Source organism: Salegentibacter agarivorans (assembly GCF_900113135.1).
Classification (GTDB): Bacteria; Bacteroidota; Bacteroidia; order Flavobacteriales; family Flavobacteriaceae; genus Salegentibacter; species Salegentibacter agarivorans.
The window spans coordinates 43,657-60,088 of record NZ_FOOH01000025.1; the positions used below are offsets into that span (position 1 = coordinate 43,657).

At 35.5% G+C, this 16,432-nt stretch carries 16 protein-coding genes; 6 read left to right on the plus strand and 10 right to left on the minus strand.

Annotated elements, in window-relative coordinates; translation table 11 throughout:
• Nucleotides 1-1,117 precede the first annotated feature (1,117 nt).
• Nucleotides 1,118-1,735, minus strand: a complete 618-nt coding sequence (locus BM084_RS15570; RefSeq protein WP_093305924.1) for a hypothetical protein — start codon at nucleotides 1,733-1,735, stop codon at nucleotides 1,118-1,120.
• Between the two features lie 349 nt (nucleotides 1,736-2,084).
• Between BM084_RS15570 and BM084_RS19215 the strand changes: the two genes are divergently transcribed.
• The 5 genes from BM084_RS19215 to tnpC all read left to right on the plus strand — a co-directional run bounded on the left by BM084_RS19215 (nucleotide 2,085) and on the right by tnpC (nucleotide 6,708).
• On the plus strand, nucleotides 2,085-2,711 hold the full coding sequence (locus BM084_RS19215; RefSeq protein ID WP_177195722.1) for a putative quinol monooxygenase: 627 nt from the start codon (nucleotides 2,085-2,087) through the stop codon (nucleotides 2,709-2,711).
• Between the two features lie 74 nt (nucleotides 2,712-2,785).
• Nucleotides 2,786-3,649 carry a helix-turn-helix domain-containing protein gene (locus tag BM084_RS15580; RefSeq protein ID WP_093305926.1) on the plus strand — a complete coding sequence of 288 codons (864 nt, stop codon included), beginning with the start codon at nucleotides 2,786-2,788 and terminating at the stop codon, nucleotides 3,647-3,649.
• A gap of 706 nt (nucleotides 3,650-4,355) precedes the next feature.
• Nucleotides 4,356-4,520: an IS66 family insertion sequence element accessory protein TnpA gene (gene tnpA, locus BM084_RS19705; protein ID WP_394333654.1), complete on the plus strand. Its 165-nt coding sequence runs from the start codon at nucleotides 4,356-4,358 to the stop codon at nucleotides 4,518-4,520.
• A gap of 125 nt (nucleotides 4,521-4,645) precedes the next feature.
• Complete coding sequence (tnpB, locus tag BM084_RS15590; protein WP_093305928.1) at nucleotides 4,646-5,020, plus strand: IS66 family insertion sequence element accessory protein TnpB; 375 nt, start codon at nucleotides 4,646-4,648, stop codon at nucleotides 5,018-5,020.
• A 38-nt stretch (nucleotides 5,021-5,058) separates the two neighbouring features.
• Nucleotides 5,059-6,708, plus strand: coding sequence for an IS66 family transposase (gene tnpC, locus BM084_RS15595; RefSeq protein ID WP_093305930.1), 1,650 nt, complete (start codon nucleotides 5,059-5,061; stop codon nucleotides 6,706-6,708).
• 387 nt (nucleotides 6,709-7,095) lie between these two features.
• Here the strand turns inward: tnpC and BM084_RS15600 are convergent, their stop codons facing one another.
• The 5 genes from BM084_RS15600 to BM084_RS15620 all read right to left on the minus strand — a co-directional run bounded on the left by BM084_RS15600 (nucleotide 7,096) and on the right by BM084_RS15620 (nucleotide 11,300).
• Nucleotides 7,096-7,524 (minus strand): DUF3995 domain-containing protein, encoded by a 429-nt coding sequence (locus BM084_RS15600; protein ID WP_093305934.1) that lies wholly within the window; start codon nucleotides 7,522-7,524, stop codon nucleotides 7,096-7,098.
• Nucleotides 7,521-8,654: an FAD-dependent monooxygenase gene (locus tag BM084_RS15605; RefSeq protein ID WP_093305936.1), complete on the minus strand. Its 1,134-nt coding sequence runs from the start codon at nucleotides 8,652-8,654 to the stop codon at nucleotides 7,521-7,523. Before BM084_RS15605 ends, BM084_RS15600 begins: the two co-directional genes overlap by 4 nt.
• A gap of 144 nt (nucleotides 8,655-8,798) precedes the next feature.
• Entirely contained in the window at nucleotides 8,799-9,569 is a 771-nt protein-coding gene (locus BM084_RS15610) for a transglutaminase-like domain-containing protein (protein WP_245764394.1), read from the minus strand.
• Between the two features lie 60 nt (nucleotides 9,570-9,629).
• The gene (locus tag BM084_RS15615; protein ID WP_093305940.1) at nucleotides 9,630-10,361 is read right to left on the minus strand and encodes a helix-turn-helix domain-containing protein; all 732 of its coding nucleotides are present in this window, start codon (nucleotides 10,359-10,361) and stop codon (nucleotides 9,630-9,632) included.
• A 147-nt stretch (nucleotides 10,362-10,508) separates the two neighbouring features.
• Nucleotides 10,509-11,300, minus strand: coding sequence for a class I SAM-dependent methyltransferase (locus tag BM084_RS15620; protein WP_037320346.1), 792 nt, complete (start codon nucleotides 11,298-11,300; stop codon nucleotides 10,509-10,511).
• 1,232 nt (nucleotides 11,301-12,532) lie between these two features.
• On the opposite strand from BM084_RS15620, the gene ltrA reads away from it, so the two are divergent.
• Nucleotides 12,533-13,795 (plus strand): group II intron reverse transcriptase/maturase, encoded by a 1,263-nt coding sequence (gene ltrA / locus BM084_RS15630; protein ID WP_093305944.1) that lies wholly within the window; start codon nucleotides 12,533-12,535, stop codon nucleotides 13,793-13,795.
• 219 nt (nucleotides 13,796-14,014) lie between these two features.
• Here ltrA and BM084_RS15635 read toward each other — a convergent pair whose 3' ends face one another.
• From BM084_RS15635 to BM084_RS15650, 4 genes are all read right to left on the minus strand, one after another.
• Entirely contained in the window at nucleotides 14,015-14,221 is a 207-nt protein-coding gene (locus BM084_RS15635; protein WP_085766191.1) for a GDCCVxC domain-containing (seleno)protein, read from the minus strand.
• Nucleotides 14,221-14,820, minus strand: coding sequence for a mercuric transport protein MerTP (gene merTP / locus BM084_RS15640; RefSeq protein WP_085766192.1), 600 nt, complete (start codon nucleotides 14,818-14,820; stop codon nucleotides 14,221-14,223). Before merTP ends, BM084_RS15635 begins: the two co-directional genes overlap by 1 nt.
• Nucleotides 14,817-15,191, minus strand: a complete 375-nt coding sequence (locus BM084_RS15645) for an ArsR/SmtB family transcription factor (protein ID WP_085766193.1) — start codon at nucleotides 15,189-15,191, stop codon at nucleotides 14,817-14,819. The genes merTP and BM084_RS15645 overlap by 4 nt, the downstream gene beginning before the upstream one ends.
• Nucleotides 15,192-15,486: 295 nt before the next feature.
• Entirely contained in the window at nucleotides 15,487-16,209 is a 723-nt protein-coding gene (locus BM084_RS15650; RefSeq protein ID WP_093305946.1) for a hypothetical protein, read from the minus strand.
• Nucleotides 16,210-16,432: the final 223 nt, after the last annotated feature.

A 16,432-nucleotide genomic window follows, 5' to 3' on the forward strand; every position in this document is an offset into this window, starting at 1 on the left:
TTTTAATTTCCTAATTAAATATAATCAGGGCTTACTTTAAGTTTAAAAACTCGAAAAGTATATAGAAGTCGCATCTATTTATGATAACCGACTTCATTTTATCTATGCGAGTAAACTTTGAATTATAATTAGTGTAGGGAATCCAAATCTATAAATTATCCACACAAGTATAAAGCGTTTTTCTTATAGTTATTAACAAAATATTAAGAATAAAATCATGAATTACGTATTTTCTGGAGGTAAAAGATCGATCAAATATTCCACTCAGCACATTCCCATTTCGTGCTTCCAGGAAAAAGAGTTTCATTAAACAACCAGCGGACACCAATCCCTTCTACTTTTAAAGTGTAACAGAATATGAACATCAGAAATGAAGGTGTAACCGAATAGTTTGATGTTCTATAGTACTTTTGAAATACTCAAAAACAAAAAAGCCCCAAAACGGTGAGTTTTGGGGCTTTTTAAGCTATTCTGTAAGTTAAGTGGCGGAGGAAGAGGAACAATCCGAAAATGCGAATATCTCGTCAATACTGGCGATTCAGAAGGGGTCCATTTTAAGTGTAACCGAATTTGACACCTTTAACCAAACTTTAACTCTAAGATGCTTTTAAATCTACTGTAAATTTGATTTATATCTATCCACTCTCATTGAGGTTAGCCTTTAAAAAGTTTCAGGTATAAATGTGTACATTCTTTTATAAAGGCCTCCTACCCTATCGTGTCCCAACGCGGATCGCCATCGTTTATAATATTCCATCCTCACTACAACCATTATTTTCTGTCTCAAGAAATTCATATTTGTAAGATTCCATTATTAAGTTATTCCCATAAACTACAATCACGGAATCTCCTTAAAGAAAATCCTGAATTCCATAAAGCTTATCCATATTGGAGGAAAATCTTTACTAACAAAGTCTGAATTTAGGATATTAATGATTTTGACGAAATCATTAATATCACTTTCAAAAAATTTCCAGAGGGATATCATAACCTGAATCATTCTCAATAGCAAAACGCTAGATCCTTTTTTCATTACTTCTGTCGCAGCCATTAATTAAAAATATTGAAAGGACTATTTTTTTAACCTTGAAATTTCATCTATTACCAATTATTTATTTTACTTTTTTGTTTTAATTGGTTCATTCCCATTTACGTACAATGTTTTGCAGTCTTTGCAGGATAATTCAATGTCATATTTTACTAAATGAAAATCTTTGTCATTTGTAATGTCATACAAAATGAGATACCACGAAGATTGACGACCATCTGACCTCACGGAATTTTGATTAAAAGCAATATTACCTTTCCAATCTTTTCGGCTATAATTCTTTAGCGTATCGTTAGCGACTGGAAATTTGCCAACATATTTAAATTGAACAGATTTAGGTAAAAATTTATCGTTTCCTTTATCATCTTTAAAATAGTATGCAGTAGATTCTCCGGTTGAAGTTGTGTCAGCAAGGGATTTACTATAATAAATTAAAAAGTCATTTGGTTTTTTACTTCGCATATGAAGAATGTTCATACCCGAATTTAATCGAATAAAGTAATCTTTAATTTTGGGTATATTGCTCAAAGTTAAATCACAATCAAAAGTTCCTTCTTTAATTGAGATTTCGACTTTTCCTTTTAGAAATGGTGTATTTTCCTGTGCAATACTATTCGTTAAAGGTAAAAAAATAAGAAAATTATCTTGATTAAATTCCCTCTCATAATTTATGCGATGATTTTTCAACTTGCTGCCAACGTGTTTGTGTATGATTTCGTTGCGTGTTTCAGCAACTAAATTAGTAAACTAAAACGAACCAGAGGAAATTCCGCAGGAATTTCCAAGTAGGCTAGAACTAGCAATGAATTATACACGTTGTTATGTGCATACTGGATTCAATAGTAATGCTTTTCAGAAAATCGTCCATGCCATAGTAATAAATATCCATTCCACAGTCCTTTGTTTCACCCCAAATTTGCATTGTAACAAAAAAACAAGAAAAAATGAAAACTACAGTTCCATTAAAATTAGTGCTCCTAGTTTTTTACTAGGATTTACAACTCAAACATTTTCAAAAACTAAAAACACAAACATTATGAACAGTACCAAAAATGAAACAATCGGATTATTAGTAATTATGAAAGCAAAGCCAGGAAAAGAGCAAGACGTTAAAAACTTTTTACTTGGTGGATTAGCACTAGTGAATCAAGAACCCCAAACAGTATCTTGGTTTGCCTTTCAGATAGACAGTAAAACTTTTGGTATCTATGATACCTTTGAAGTAGAAGAAGGTAGGCAAGCTCATTTAACAGGCGAAGTTGCAAAGGCATTATTAGCAAATGCAGGTGATTTGTTAGAAGATTTTGATCCTAGTACAGATATTCAACCAACAGATGTATTGGCATCTAATCATAAGTCCGGATTGCAAAACAATGGCTTACTTGTTATTATGAAATCTAAAGAAGCAAAGACAGCAGATGTCGAAAATTTTCTTAATGTTGGAAAACAATTAGTAAGTGATGAGCCAAAGACTTTATCTTGGTATGCTATAAAAATAGATGCAACTACTTATGCAATCTTTGATACCTTTGCAGATGATTCAGGTAGAGATGCTCATTTAACAGGTAAAGTTGCTGCAGCACTTATGGAAAATGCTCCTGTTCTTTTAGAAGGTTTCCAAGCAACTGCAATTCAAAAAATAGATATTATAGCTTCCAAATAATTTATATCTTTAGAAAGGAGTGTAAAACACTCCTTTCTTTTTATATGTAATATTAAATAAAGAAATATATTCTTATGGCTCAAATTATTATAGATAAACAAAATGGTGAATTAGCCTTTAGACTAGAAAGGTTTGAAAATCTTAATCAATTTGATCATTTACAAAGAAAAAATTATTATTCTATTATTTTACTTAACGCAAGCAACTATAAGTTAAGTGTAGACCTTTCTAATTATGAACTGCAAGGTTATCAAATGATTTGCTTGTCGCCTTATCAACCATTTATGATTTCTTCTGAAGAACGTTGTCAAGGCTGGTTATTAAATTTTCACCCTGACTTTTTTTGTACATATCGTCATCAAAATGAAATTGAAACAGAAGGCGTTCTTTTTAACAACTTTCATGGATTACCACATTTTCAAATTTCTGAAGAAGGGCTGCTTTTTAATCTCATAGACCAAATTTCTAAAGAGATGGATAGAGATTCTATTGCTCAACATGAAGTTCTTGTGGCTTTTTTAAAGGTATTTTTGATAGAAGCAGTGAGACAGAAAAAACAATTCGATAAAGAGATAGTTCCAAAATTTTCTGATGGTCAATCAGAAATCCTACAAAATTTAGTAGATTCTATTGAGAAAAATTATTGTGAATTACATTCTCCGAAAGATTATGCAGATGTTTTGTGTATTAGTACAAAAACATTGGCAGGGATTGTAAAAAAATATTTACAGCAAACACCTAGCGATTTAATTTCTAATAGAATTGTTATAGCGGCTAAACGAGAGCTATATTTAACATCAAAACCTTTGAAACAGATTGCAGCTGGACTTGGTTATTATGATGAATTTTATTTTAGTCGATTTTTTAAGAAAAAAGTAGGTGTTTCTCCAGATAATTACAGAAAGACAGTAGGTTTCGCCAAACTAGAAAGGCTATAATTATCAGGTGGTCTTAAGTTGCACATAACGGTTTTGTATATGAAAAGTAGCGGATTTTAAGCACTAACTTTTCGGATTATAACTGACCTCTAATTTATTAATTTTCTTTTGTTTAAGCACTTAAACCGCTATTTTTTATATACGTTGTTGAACTAAACCTAAAGGTAGCTTCAAGAGATCGCTAAATCACTATTCACTACCTTTAAGTATCTCTAATTATAATACTGAAAGTTATGAAAAAAAAGTAGTACCCTCATTGACAGGGCTTGTATTTCTGTACCCGAGTTCGGCGAACTCTACCGCAAGTTAAAACGTTCCGTAGAACTCGCCGGTAAAAGTCAAAGTACCCTTACCAACTACTCCCGCTGCCTTGCGCATATGTCCATCCATTTTAAATGTAGTCCCCTTGATCTCGATGAAGAACAGGTTTTGGATTACCTGCACCTTCTAAAATCCCAGCACAAAACACCATCCGACAGTTTCTTCAAGCATACGGTCTATGGTCTTCGCTATGCCTATCGAATCTCCGGGATGAAGGAGATGCGGGTAATGCTTCCCTCTATTGAACGTCCCCACAAACTTCCAGTGGTATTAAGCCGTAGTGAGGTAAAGCAATTGCTTAAAACTCCCAAACTGCTCGTATCCGGTTGGCCAAGTACATCTGGTGTAAACTTAAGATAAATTCTAGCTTGCCTCCAAAAAAGAGATGGATAAGCAAGCCTATATGTTTGAGTTAATTCAGGAATGGAAAGCTAGTGGTTTAAGTAAAAAAGATTTTTGCCACAACCATGGGATCCTTCGAAGTAATTTTTATTACTGGTTCAAAAAAAATGGAAGAACAGCAAATCGGAAGCTCCGGATGGATTTGTAGAGATCACTCCAGGTAAAACGGATGCCTTCCACGCTCAGTATCGACTGAAATATCCTAATGGAGTGCAGTTAGAAGTTTCCGGGATTGGTTTGACCCAGTTAGCAGCCCTGGTAAACCTTTAACCCATGTTTAGTTTAAGTTCCTCCAATCGGTACTACCTCTTTAGCCAGCCTTGCGATATGAGAAAGGGTTTCCATGGCCTATCGGGATTGGTTACCGCTCAGATGGGAAAGGATCCCATCAGTGGCGATGTTTTTATATTCATCAACCGCCGGGCTACTCATATCAAACTTCTGCACTGGGAGTCCGGGGGTTTTGTAATTTATTATAAACGTCTTGAGAAAGGAACGTTCTCGCTTCCTAAAGTGCTTGAGTCAGGCAATGTTAGTTGGAGTCAGCTGGTGCTGATGATCGAGGGAATCAAGGCAGAAAAGCTGCGTCACCTTAGTCGGTATAATCCTCCCGAATCCCTTGATTTTACTGATAAAAACACAAAATAATTATTGTAAAAAAGCAGGGAAATCCGTACTTTTATACTATGGAAAAATCCCTGAAAACCCTTTCAAAACAACAGCTGTTGGACCTTTTAAAAGAGCAATCAGCACAGGCGACATTCCATAAAAAAGAGCTTCAAAAATCTCAGCAGGAATTAGAGCTTCAAAAAGAGAATTTAAAACAAAAAGATAAAGAATTAAAGCAAAAAGATAAGGAACTTGCCCGGGCTGAGGAGCATCTTCGCAGCTATTTGAGTAAATCCGGAGTTCTGGAGGAAAAAATAGCTTACCTGGAAAGCCAGCTGCAGATGTTCCGAAGGATGCAGTTCGGTCAGAAACGCGAGCGTTTTGAAGATAAGGATCAGCTAGCTTTGCCTTTTGAGGTTACTGCCCAGGATCTTGAAAAACGAGAAGAAACCTTTACAGAAAAGATTACCTACCAGCGTAAGAAGAAAAATGCTACTCATAAAGGGCGTCAGCCGCTTCCGGATCATCTTCCGGTAGAGGAAGTGAAGATCTATCCCGAGGGAGATATCTCCCAGATGAAATGTATCGGCCAGGAAGAGACCGATGAACTGGAATACGAGCCTGCACGCTTTTTTATCCGCAGATATATCCGGTATAAATACGCTCACAAATCCGGAGAAGGTGTGATCATAGGAGAACTTCCCGAGCGGGTGATCGATAAAGGTATTCCCGGATCAGGACTGATAACGTCTCTATTAGTTGATAAATACTGTGACCATATGCCGCTTCACCGACAGCTTGAGCGCTTTAAAAGAGAAAAGGTACCCATTGCTCCTTCCTCTATGAATGGCTGGTGTGCCAGGGGGATTGATCGGATTGTGCCACTCTTTGAAGAACTCATAGCTGATGTAAAATCTCAAGGCTACTTGCAGGTTGATGAAACGACGATAAAGGTGCAGGATGAGGGGAAAAAAGGAAAAACTCATCTGGGGTTTTATTGGGTATATCACAGTCCCATCGATGGAAATATAGTCTTTGACTACCAGCTTGGCCGTGGGCAAAAGGCACCTCAGGCCATGCTTACAGATTTTAAAGGCTACCTTCAGACCGATGGGTATGCAGTCTATGATCATTATGCTAAAAAAGAAGGGGTCATCCATCTGGGATGCTGGGCCCATGCCCGGCGTTATTATGAAAAATCGCTGGATAATGACCCGGAAAGGGCAACCCGTGCCTTAAAGGAGATCCAAAAATTATATGCAATTGAAAGAAGAATCAAAGAGGCGAATCTTAGTCCGGATCAAATCAAAGAAGTACGGCTTAAAGAAGCACTTCCGATAATCAACGAGTTGGGGAAATGGATGACTGGGCAGCTTAAGGCTACCTTACCAAAGAGCCTGATAGGAAAAGCCCTTGCCTATAGTGTATCCAGGTGGGATGCCCTGTGTGCTTACCTGTATGACGGGAATTTATTAATCGATAATAATCAAATTGAAGGAAAAATTCGCCCGGTTGCTGTGGGAAGAAAAAATTACCTATTTGCCGGATCTCATAAAGCTGCCCAGAGAGCTGCGGCAATCTATTCCTTCTTTGCTATTTGTAAAAAGCACGAGGTGAATCCCTATGAGTGGTTAAAATATACCTTGGAAAATATCATGACCATCAAGTACAAGGATATTAAGAATCTCTATCCCCAGAATTACAAGAAATTACAGCTAAATAAATAAGCAAAGAAACTGCTTACAAAATTATACCCAATTTACCGCGGGGTACTTAGCCGACTGCATACGGAAAAACTAAGAAAACAATCAAATAAATGAGTATAAAAAAACGATCCTTCCGGACGTAACCGGAAATCTATGGCCTAAAACGATCAAAATGGCATTAAATCCTGTAAGTACCAGTAAAAGAACAAAGTAAAAAGCAGCTTGACTTAGGTCAATAGCCAAAAGCCGACATCTTGCATAGAGATTTAGATGGCCTACCTATCAAATCTTACCTCCTAAAAACAAACTAATCCCCATATATGGCTGACCGGCAAAGAACCGGTTTAGTCAACAGTGCGTTCATGTTGGGCCGTACCGGCCACACGAACGCTTAGTTATTACCACCAGTTATTTATTCATAAGTTGTATCAATATTCCTAATATTCCAATTGTCAAACACAAAGGGATAAACCATTTTGAATCAGCTTTCGAAAATTCAGTATTCTTTATTTTCTTAAACAAACCAACATAATTAAAATCACCAATTGCTCGTAAAATAAAAATGCAAGGAATTGTCCAACTTCCATAGGTAACTATCCAATTCGGAATTTGAAAATTAATTAGACCTGTTTTTATCAAATAGATTAAACCAAATGAAATTAAACCTATACCAACAATTACAGTAGCAGTTTTTGGTGGTTCCATTGCTTTTTGTCCAGCTTCTTTTGTAGGTAAAGCTTTTTCAAGACCCCATTTTCCACCCAAAAGCCAGTAAAAATGGATAAAACCTAGCGAAGAAAAAATCACAAATAAAATTATGGATAATACTGTTATCATATTTTCGCCAATTGAAAAATTTGTTCATTCTGTTTTCTGTTAACAGACGAAGGTGTTAATCTCAACATTTGATTACGCAGACCAATTAATATTGGATTTGAAAGATGTGCCATTTTTCCAACAAGCCAACTTCCATTTACTACTTGATGTGCTTTAGGTAATCTTAAATTTTGATATTCGGAAAATGCTTTAGTAGTTCCATATTTGCTCAAACATTCTGAAAGCACATAAGCATCTTCTATGGCTTGACAAGCACCTTGTCCCATATTTGGGGTTGTTGCGTGTGCAGAATCTCCGATTAAGCATACATTTTCTTTATACCAAATATTTGTTGGTTTTAAATCAGAAATTTCGGCAGTATTTATTTGTCCTTTTCTGGTTGATTTTATAATGTCTTTAATTACTGAATTGTAATCGCTGAAATACTGTTCTAAATCGTGGATAGAAAACTCATTTTTATTTTTTTTGAACGATTTTAAAGCATACCAATAAACTTTATTTTGGGCAATTTGAACAAACCCAAAACGTTCTAATTTTCCCCAAGCCTCATTCAGTTCGTTTCTGAATTTTATCGGTAATTCGTATTCAGTAATTCCTCTCCAACATATTTGATTAGCATTTCTTATGCTATTGTTTGGGAATAAGTTTTGACGAACAATAGAGTTTAGACCATCTGCTCCTAAAACCGTTGAAGATTTAATTTGATTTCCATTTTCAAAGTTCAAATCGTATGCATTTTCGTTTTTAACGATTGAAGTAAGTTTATGGTCGAGATTAATTTCGGTTGATATTAATTTGTTTATCAATATCTGTTGTAGTTTCCCTCGATGTATTGCTACGTTTTTTGTGTTGTGTTTTTGCTCAAAATGGGATAAGTCAATTTTTGAAAGAGGTTTTAGATTTGATTTAGTAATATTCATTGAAGAGATTGGATTTCCATTTTCCTCAATTATTTTTCGCAAGCCTAACTTTTCATAAACTTGCATTGCATTATTGGCTAAAATTATTCCCGCACCAACTTCTTTTATCTGTTCGGCTTGTTCAAAAATCCTAGTTTTAATTCCTTTTTGCTCAAGTGCAATAGCGGTAGATAATCCTCCTATTCCTGCCCCAATAATATCTATGTTCATAATTTTTTTCTAATTGGTGGTAACGTTTACGTATAAGAATAGTAGCGGATTTACAGGCACAAACTTTTCGGTTTATAACTGAACCTTAAAGGTAAGAAACTAACTTTGATTAAGCACTAAGCCCGCTATTATTTTTATACATTGTTACCTGCCGTTTCTTATCTTTTTTACATTTTTGTTCATTCTGTGTCTAACTATTTTTCTGTAAATAAACCTTTTAAATGCTCCTAATTTTTGTTGGTGTTTAGCATAGAATTCGTCTGGTGTGTCAAAAAGTCCAAAATCTTGATTTATTCCTTTGTCTTGAATATAGGTATTGTTTAAATTCCATTCAATTGGTGGATTTTCAAAATTATCTGTGTATGCACCATAACCACAAAATGTAGTTTTACAATCTTTGTTTTTCTCTTGTAATTTGGTTAAATACACTTTGTCTAAAATTACTCCTTCCAAAAAATACCAAGTTTCATTAACATAAATTTCTACCCAACTATGTAAAATGTTTTTTGGCGATAATTTATACCAAATACCACTAATTGCTCCTTTTTGTAATGCTTTATCTATTGTGAAACCGTGAATTCTGTTTGGAATGCCAGTTGCTCTTAAAAGTGCCATTAGCAATGTCGCTTTTGTATTACATTGCCCATAACCATCTTCCAAAACCTGTGTTGCAGTTATATTGTCAGAAACATTATAGCCGAATTTGATATCGTCTCTTACATAATTGTAAATTGATTTCACTCTTTCAATTGTATCTAATTCCATCCATTTCTTCTCTTTAACTAAAGATTGAATGGAAGGCTTTGAATAGTTTAAAATAGGTGTTTCTTTTAAATAATTTTTCATTGTTTTTAAGTTTGTTTGTGAAAATGCGTTTAACTGTGTTAATAGCATTATTAATAATATCGTTCTCATTTTGTTTCTATTGAAATACAAAGATGAGAAGTTAAACAGACTTAAAATTGTATAAACTGGCTATGTTTTTGATATTAAAAATTTTGGTGTTACTCCAAAGGTTTCTTTAAAAGTTCTTGTATAATGTGAACTGTCTGAAAAGCCAAAAGTGTATGCTGTTTCTGTAATAGAATTTTTGACTAAAAACGGAAGTGATTTTATTAACTTATTCCATAATTGGTATCTTCTAAAAGTTAAATTTGTTTTTTCTTTAAATAAATGCAAAAAACGTGTTGGCGATAAAAAGCATTTTTCTGCAACTTCTTCAAGGCTTAATACTTTTTCAAAATTAGCGTCCATATATTTTATGGTATTTATAATTCTTTGTTCGTCCAAGTGGTTTTCGGATTCACAAGTGCATTGATATTCCGATAAAACTTGACGTATTAATTCACATAATTTTTCAAAATCAATTTCTGAAGTTTCAAACTTATTTAAAGTTTCGATTAACCTATTAGACAAGTTTTCATTAAGTAATTTAAAGTTCGACTTTCTAGATTGCAAATGAAGTTGGTGTCCAATAGAACTTAATGGATTTATAAGAACAGTCAGTTGATTTGAATTGCTAATTAATTTATGTTCAACTTTAGAATTTATAAAAAATGATTTTCCAATTATCTCTTTTTCGTTTTTTACAGAAAGTTCCATTTTAGACTTTGCGGAAACGCTTATTTGTAATGCATAGTGTTTATGATAAATATTCTCTTTTAGTTTACCAATAAATAATCCAAAATTTTTTTCAAAATGAAACATATTTTCTTTTTATGCAGAGAGTTTTTCAAATGGCAGGTAACGTCTCGTATAAAAACTGTGCGAGCGGGCGAGCTTGATTGTCCGCAGGGCAATCAGGCGTTGCAAGCGAGCACGGAGTTTCGATTCCAAACAAATTAAGCATTGTTTTTATATGTTGTTAGCAAACGTTTCTTGTTTTATTGCGATTATTCTAATCCTTTTATAGTCAGCAAACCATTTCCCGTCAATTAAACATTTTTCTTTTATATTTTCTTGTACTTCATTTTTAATTTCCTCAATATGATTATTGGTGACTCCGAAGAAAAAACTCCCTGCAAACATTGAAATCCAATCCTTTATTCCAGAATTCTCGTCTGCAAGTTCTGTCGGTCGATCATAATGCTCTGCGAAAAGCACCCTGAAACCAGCCGATTCAAGTTCAGTTGAATATTCACCTATTGATGGGAAATACCATAAATCCAAATTAGATTGTTTTATATAACCTCTGTTTCGCAAAGAATCTCTCAATTGCTGCACTATAGTTTGCACATTTCCTTTTCCTCCAAATTCAACCACAACTTTTCCAGTCGGCTTCAGATTTTCATACATACATTTTACTGCACTCTTATAGTCTTTTACCCAATGAAGTGCTGCGTTTGAAAAAATCGAGTCAAATTTTTTATCGAAACTAAAATTTCCGGCATCTGCAACCTGAAATTTAACATCAGGGAATTTTAATTTGGCATCTGCAATCATCTCATCAGATTTATCAATGCCCACTGCTTCTTTTGCTAGTTCGTTTATTTTAAAAGTCAATTGTCCAGATCCACACCCTAAATCCAAAATCCGTTCATTATTTTTTGGATCGAGCAATTTTATCAGATTTTCTCCGTAATGATAAACGAATGAATGTTTATCATTATACAGTTCGGGTTTCCATTTTGATATTGTATCGTTCATTTTTATTAATGTTTGCTAACGTCCCGTATAAAAACAGTGCGAGCTGGCGAGCTTGATTGGCCGCAGGACAATCAGGCGTTACAAGCGAGCACCGGCGTTTCGATTCAGGACTAAATTAAGCATTGTTTTTATACATTGTTACATACTTTGCCGACGCACCCGAATAAGCACATTCGCTGAGCCGCTTTTATATCTGCGACCGAGTAAAGTCCGCTGCGTTTTAAGAATCATGTCAAAAGCCGCACGGGTGATCAAATCCGCTTTTGCCCGTTTTGCTTTTCTGTCCGCATTAAAATAATTAATCACTATATTAGCAAAAACTCACAACACTATGGATCAAGCAAATATTCTTTATATCGTTTTCTTTTTTAGTTTGATCTTGATGTTTTATGTTCTTCATAAAATTTGGAACAAATCCAATTATAAAACAAGTAAAAGGTGGATTTATACTTATGTCACACTTTTATTCCCTATTATCGGTTTTTTTATTATCAACCTCGATAGGAATAAATTAAAGACTTAAAGTAATTCAGTCCGCTATAACTCGGCTTTTCAGTCCATTTTTATCTCCAGTATTTTTAAACCGCTAACTTATTTTTGGAGGCATTGTATGTAACGGTCTTGTATATGAAAAGTAGCAGATTTTACACACTAACTTTTCGGTTTGGTACTGACGTTAAATTTATAAAAATCACTTTAGATTAAGCACTTAAACCGCTATTTTTTATATACGTTGTGTGTGCCCAGCATGGGCATCTTTATCATATCGAAGATATGATATTAATCTAGAGGGTGCAAGTCCCTTATGGGCAGGGGTAACGCCTTGAACCATTAGTAAGCTGCAAGCTTGTCTGTCGTGAGACAGGAAGTGAAGGAAGCAGGACTACAAACCTTGGTACTGACGAACAGAAACCAGATATGAGGCTGTGAGGTTGGATGAGCAAGCACATCATTGTGACGTCCTAAACGCTTTTAAAGTGAATACCGAAGCAGTAGATCTGGCAGGAATCGAGGGAAAGAAGATGTTCTTACCTGGGGAGGTCTCTAAAGTTACGTGTAACTATATGGAGAAATCAGCCGAGGCCGTAGTAGCCAGCCACCTGATAGGTTGGTGAAGGACTGAACGATAATGGTCCTCAATAAACGAGGGAGCAATCTTACGCTTGCGGATAGTGTTCCAGTAAGATAGTAGCCCTTGATTAAGCGGGACAGCGAATCGATTGTAATGATTTATGATTAAACAATTAACAAGTAAAAAGAACCTAAACGCTGCCTATCGGCAGGTGTACCGCAATAAAGGAGCAGCAGGAGTAGATGAAGTTCAAGTAATAGAACTAAAATCCATTCTGCAAACTCACGGCAAACAATACACCGATCAGATAGAAAGGGAGTCCTATCAGGTATCTCCAATACTGGGTGTTGAAATACCAAAAAGCAATGGGAAGAAGCGATTACTCGGTATTCCCACCGTTGTGGACAGGGTATTTCAACAAGCACTGCAACAAGCTTTGCAACCAGTATTTGAGCCAAGCTTTCAGAAGCATAGTTATGGGTTCAGGCCAAACCGCAACGCCCATCAGGCCGTGTCACAGAGCCTTGAAAATATTAACTCCGGTTATCAGTACATAGTGGATATCGACTTAAAGAGTTTCTTTGACGAAGTGAAACACTCTGTTCTTTTGGAGTTGATTTATAAAAAGGTAAAATGCAAGCCAACGATGAAACTGTTGCGTTCATTTCTTAGAGCGCCAATACTGATTGACGGTAAACTACATAAACGCAGAAAAGGGGTGCCACAAGGCTCTCCTTTAAGTCCGCTGCTTTCCAATATCCTGCTCAACGAGCTGGATAAAGAACTGGAAAAACGTGGACATCGTTATGTAAGATATGCAGATGATTTCAGTATTTACGTCAAGAGTAAGAAAGCTGCAAAACGAGTAGGCAACAGTATCTACAAATTCTTGCGGGACAAGCTCCAGCTTCCCATAAACAGGGAGAAGAGTGGCATACGTAAACCTTTAGATTTTCAAGTATTGGGGTTTGGTTTTGTACCAACCTACAAGAAAGGGGAAAAAGGCAAATATCAACTGGTGGCAGGATTGTCAAAATGGAAAGAGTTTAAAGCAAAGCTTAAATACCTGACCAAAAAGACGGTACCCGCGAGTTTTGAAGAACGTATCCAACGCATCAACTTGCTACTTCGAGGCTGGATAAATTACTTCAGACCAGCATCCATTCAAGAAAAGCTTAAAAAGCTTGAAGAATGGCTAAGAAACCGTTTACGGTATTGCATTTGGCATCATTGGAAGAAACCCGAACGAAAGCGGAAAAACCTGATTCGCTTGGGGATTGACTTTGACCAAGCCTATGCTTGGAGCCGTACCAGAATGGGCGGTTGGGCAGTAGCCCAGAGTCCTATTTTGCGTACCACCATTACCGTAGAACGCTTAAAAATGAAAGGTTATGTTAGTTTAATCGAATACTACAAACGATAAGTTTCATTATTGAACCGCCGTATACGAGACCCGTACGTGCGGTGGTGTGAGAGGCGCAGTGGCGGCCATAAGGTCGTCACCCGTCTACTCGATTACCCACTGGCTTTATTCCGTTCAGCTTGGTTTTCAGCGTTGGCAAAGACATACTCTTTTGCAATTTTGGGCTTGAGTGTTGGTTGGTGCGAATTGCAAATGTGTATGGCTTTTAGCGTTGGCTTTTTAACAACAACTTTTATTTTCTTGAATTGGTGGACAAGCAACTGTTCCGTATGAGCAATAAACACAGCAATCTCCTTCTTTTGGTTTCAAAACCGTTTTACAGTTCTCGCATTCGTAGAAAAATTGACAAGCGTTTGTTGGCATATCTTCTACTTTTTTATGTCCGCAATTAGGACAAGTGATTTCTGATTTTAATTTGACTTCCATTAGTTTTCTTTTTTATCGGTTACTTTATAACCTGTTGAGTTTATTGCATTCTCGATTTCTGTTTCGTTGGTTTTGGTTTTGTCAAATTCAACGATTGCATTTCCATTTTCGTAAGACGCTTTTGAGTTCACAATTCCGTTGAGCTTATTTACTTCGTGATTTACGTGTTCTTCGCAACTCGCACAAGTCATTCCGCTTATTTTAAATTCAGTCGTTTTAATGTCCGATTTGTCAACTACGATTATTTGTTTGTCTGTATTTGGGTAAAATATTCCTGAATAGTATGGAAAAGCCAACATTACAATTGCAAATACAGTTACGATTCCTAAAAACTTTTTTGATTGAATAAATTTTGGTTTTTCGTCCGTCTCACATTCGCAGTCAATTTCTTTTTGAGGTTTTAGTTTTTGATACCAAGCAAAACCAAGAACTAAAATTGTCAGTCCGATTAAATAAGGTCTAAAAGGTTCAATCCAAGAAAATGCAGAAGCAATTCCGCTTGTTCCTGCGATTAGAGCCAAAACTGGTGTAATACAACACAAGGAAGCTGTAATTGCAGTTAACAAACCTGCACCAATTAATTTGTTTTCACTTTTCATATCGTTTCTAAAATTTTGTTTTTATCAAGTATCTCAAAAAACGGATTTAGTAATTTTTCATATTCAGTCGTAAGTGAGTAAAAAATCGTTTGAGCATCTCTTTCTGTTTCTAATAGATTTCGGTCTTTCATTTTCCTTAAATGTTGAGAAATAGCTGAAATGTTCATTCCGAGAATGTCGCTCAAATCACAAACACAAAGTCTTTTTTCCTCAAAGAGTAGGTAGAGTATTTTCAGTCGAACGCTATTTCCGACCAATGAAAGTCCGTTTGCCAAATAGTCGAACGATTCGTTTAATTCCGAAACTGTGTCTTTGCAACGGTTTATTTGTTCAATATCGGCTTGTTGTCTTATGCAAGAATTATTTTCCATATAACAAAGTTACGTATATTTCTTATTTAAGCAAATACTTAAATACATAAATTTCAAGCATTGGGAAAATTTTAGCTCTTTTGGTTATTATAGCGTTGGATTTGTGTGTCGGAAAAAAACGAAAGTGCTAAAATGTGCGGTTGGTTTTCAGCTTGTGGGTAACGTCTCGTATAAAAACTGTGCGAGCGGGCGAGCTTGATTGTCCGCAGGACAATCCGCAAAGCAAGCGAACACAGGCTTTAGATTTGAGACTGATTTTAGCATTGTTTTTATAGGTTGTTGCCACACGTTTATTTTAGGAGATCCAGGTAGATTCTACTTTATCAACGACCCAGTTGCCATTTTTATCTTTCCTAATAAAAATCCGCTTTCCATATCCATTTAACGGGCCCATAACAAAACCGGCATTCACGACTCCAAACCTTTTGGTTTTATCAAATATTATTTTTGAAAAACCAAGTGACGCAGCTATATAAATATCATAATCCGTTCTCCAAAATTCTCTACCCTCAGGAAATTCCGAACGATAGAGGAACTTAATCTTTTTCTGGTTACTTTTCAATTTGGATAATTTTAATTTAAATGAGTTGGATATTATCAAAGAATCTGTCGGATTTTCATGAAGACCAATGTAATTTAAAAATTCCGTCCTGTCTTCGTTGGACTTGATAGATACGGAATCCGGGACTACTAAATAGATTGTGGTTGTATCACGAGCTATAGAATCTTTTGTCTTTTCCCAATTTGCTAACCATTTTTCAAAGTGGTCGGTTTTTTGCCATTCCTCAAATCCTTCTTCAATGTTTACTGAGGAATCCATAAATTTAAAATACTCTGGTGGAGGTGGTGGCGGTATTATTCTATGGTCGGAATAAATAGAATCTAATATTTTTGGAAATACTTCGTAAAACACTACTTCTCCAAAATTCGCTTGGGATTGCTCCCGTTTTTGCCCACAATTTGAAATAAAGAGTGTGACAATAAAAAGAGGGAATAATTTTAAGATTAGTTTTTTCATATGTGTGGCAACGTCTCGTATAAAAACTGTGCGAGCTGGAGAGCTTGATTGTCCGCAGGACAATCCGCTAAGCAAGCAAGTACAGACTCTCGATTTGAGACTGGTTTTAGCATTGTTTTTATATAATGTTACCCACCGTTTTATTCTCCAGGATATATTTTCAACTCTTGTTTCTTCTCGGGTGGATTTTTTATTCGGATATTGATTTCGTTATAATTCCATT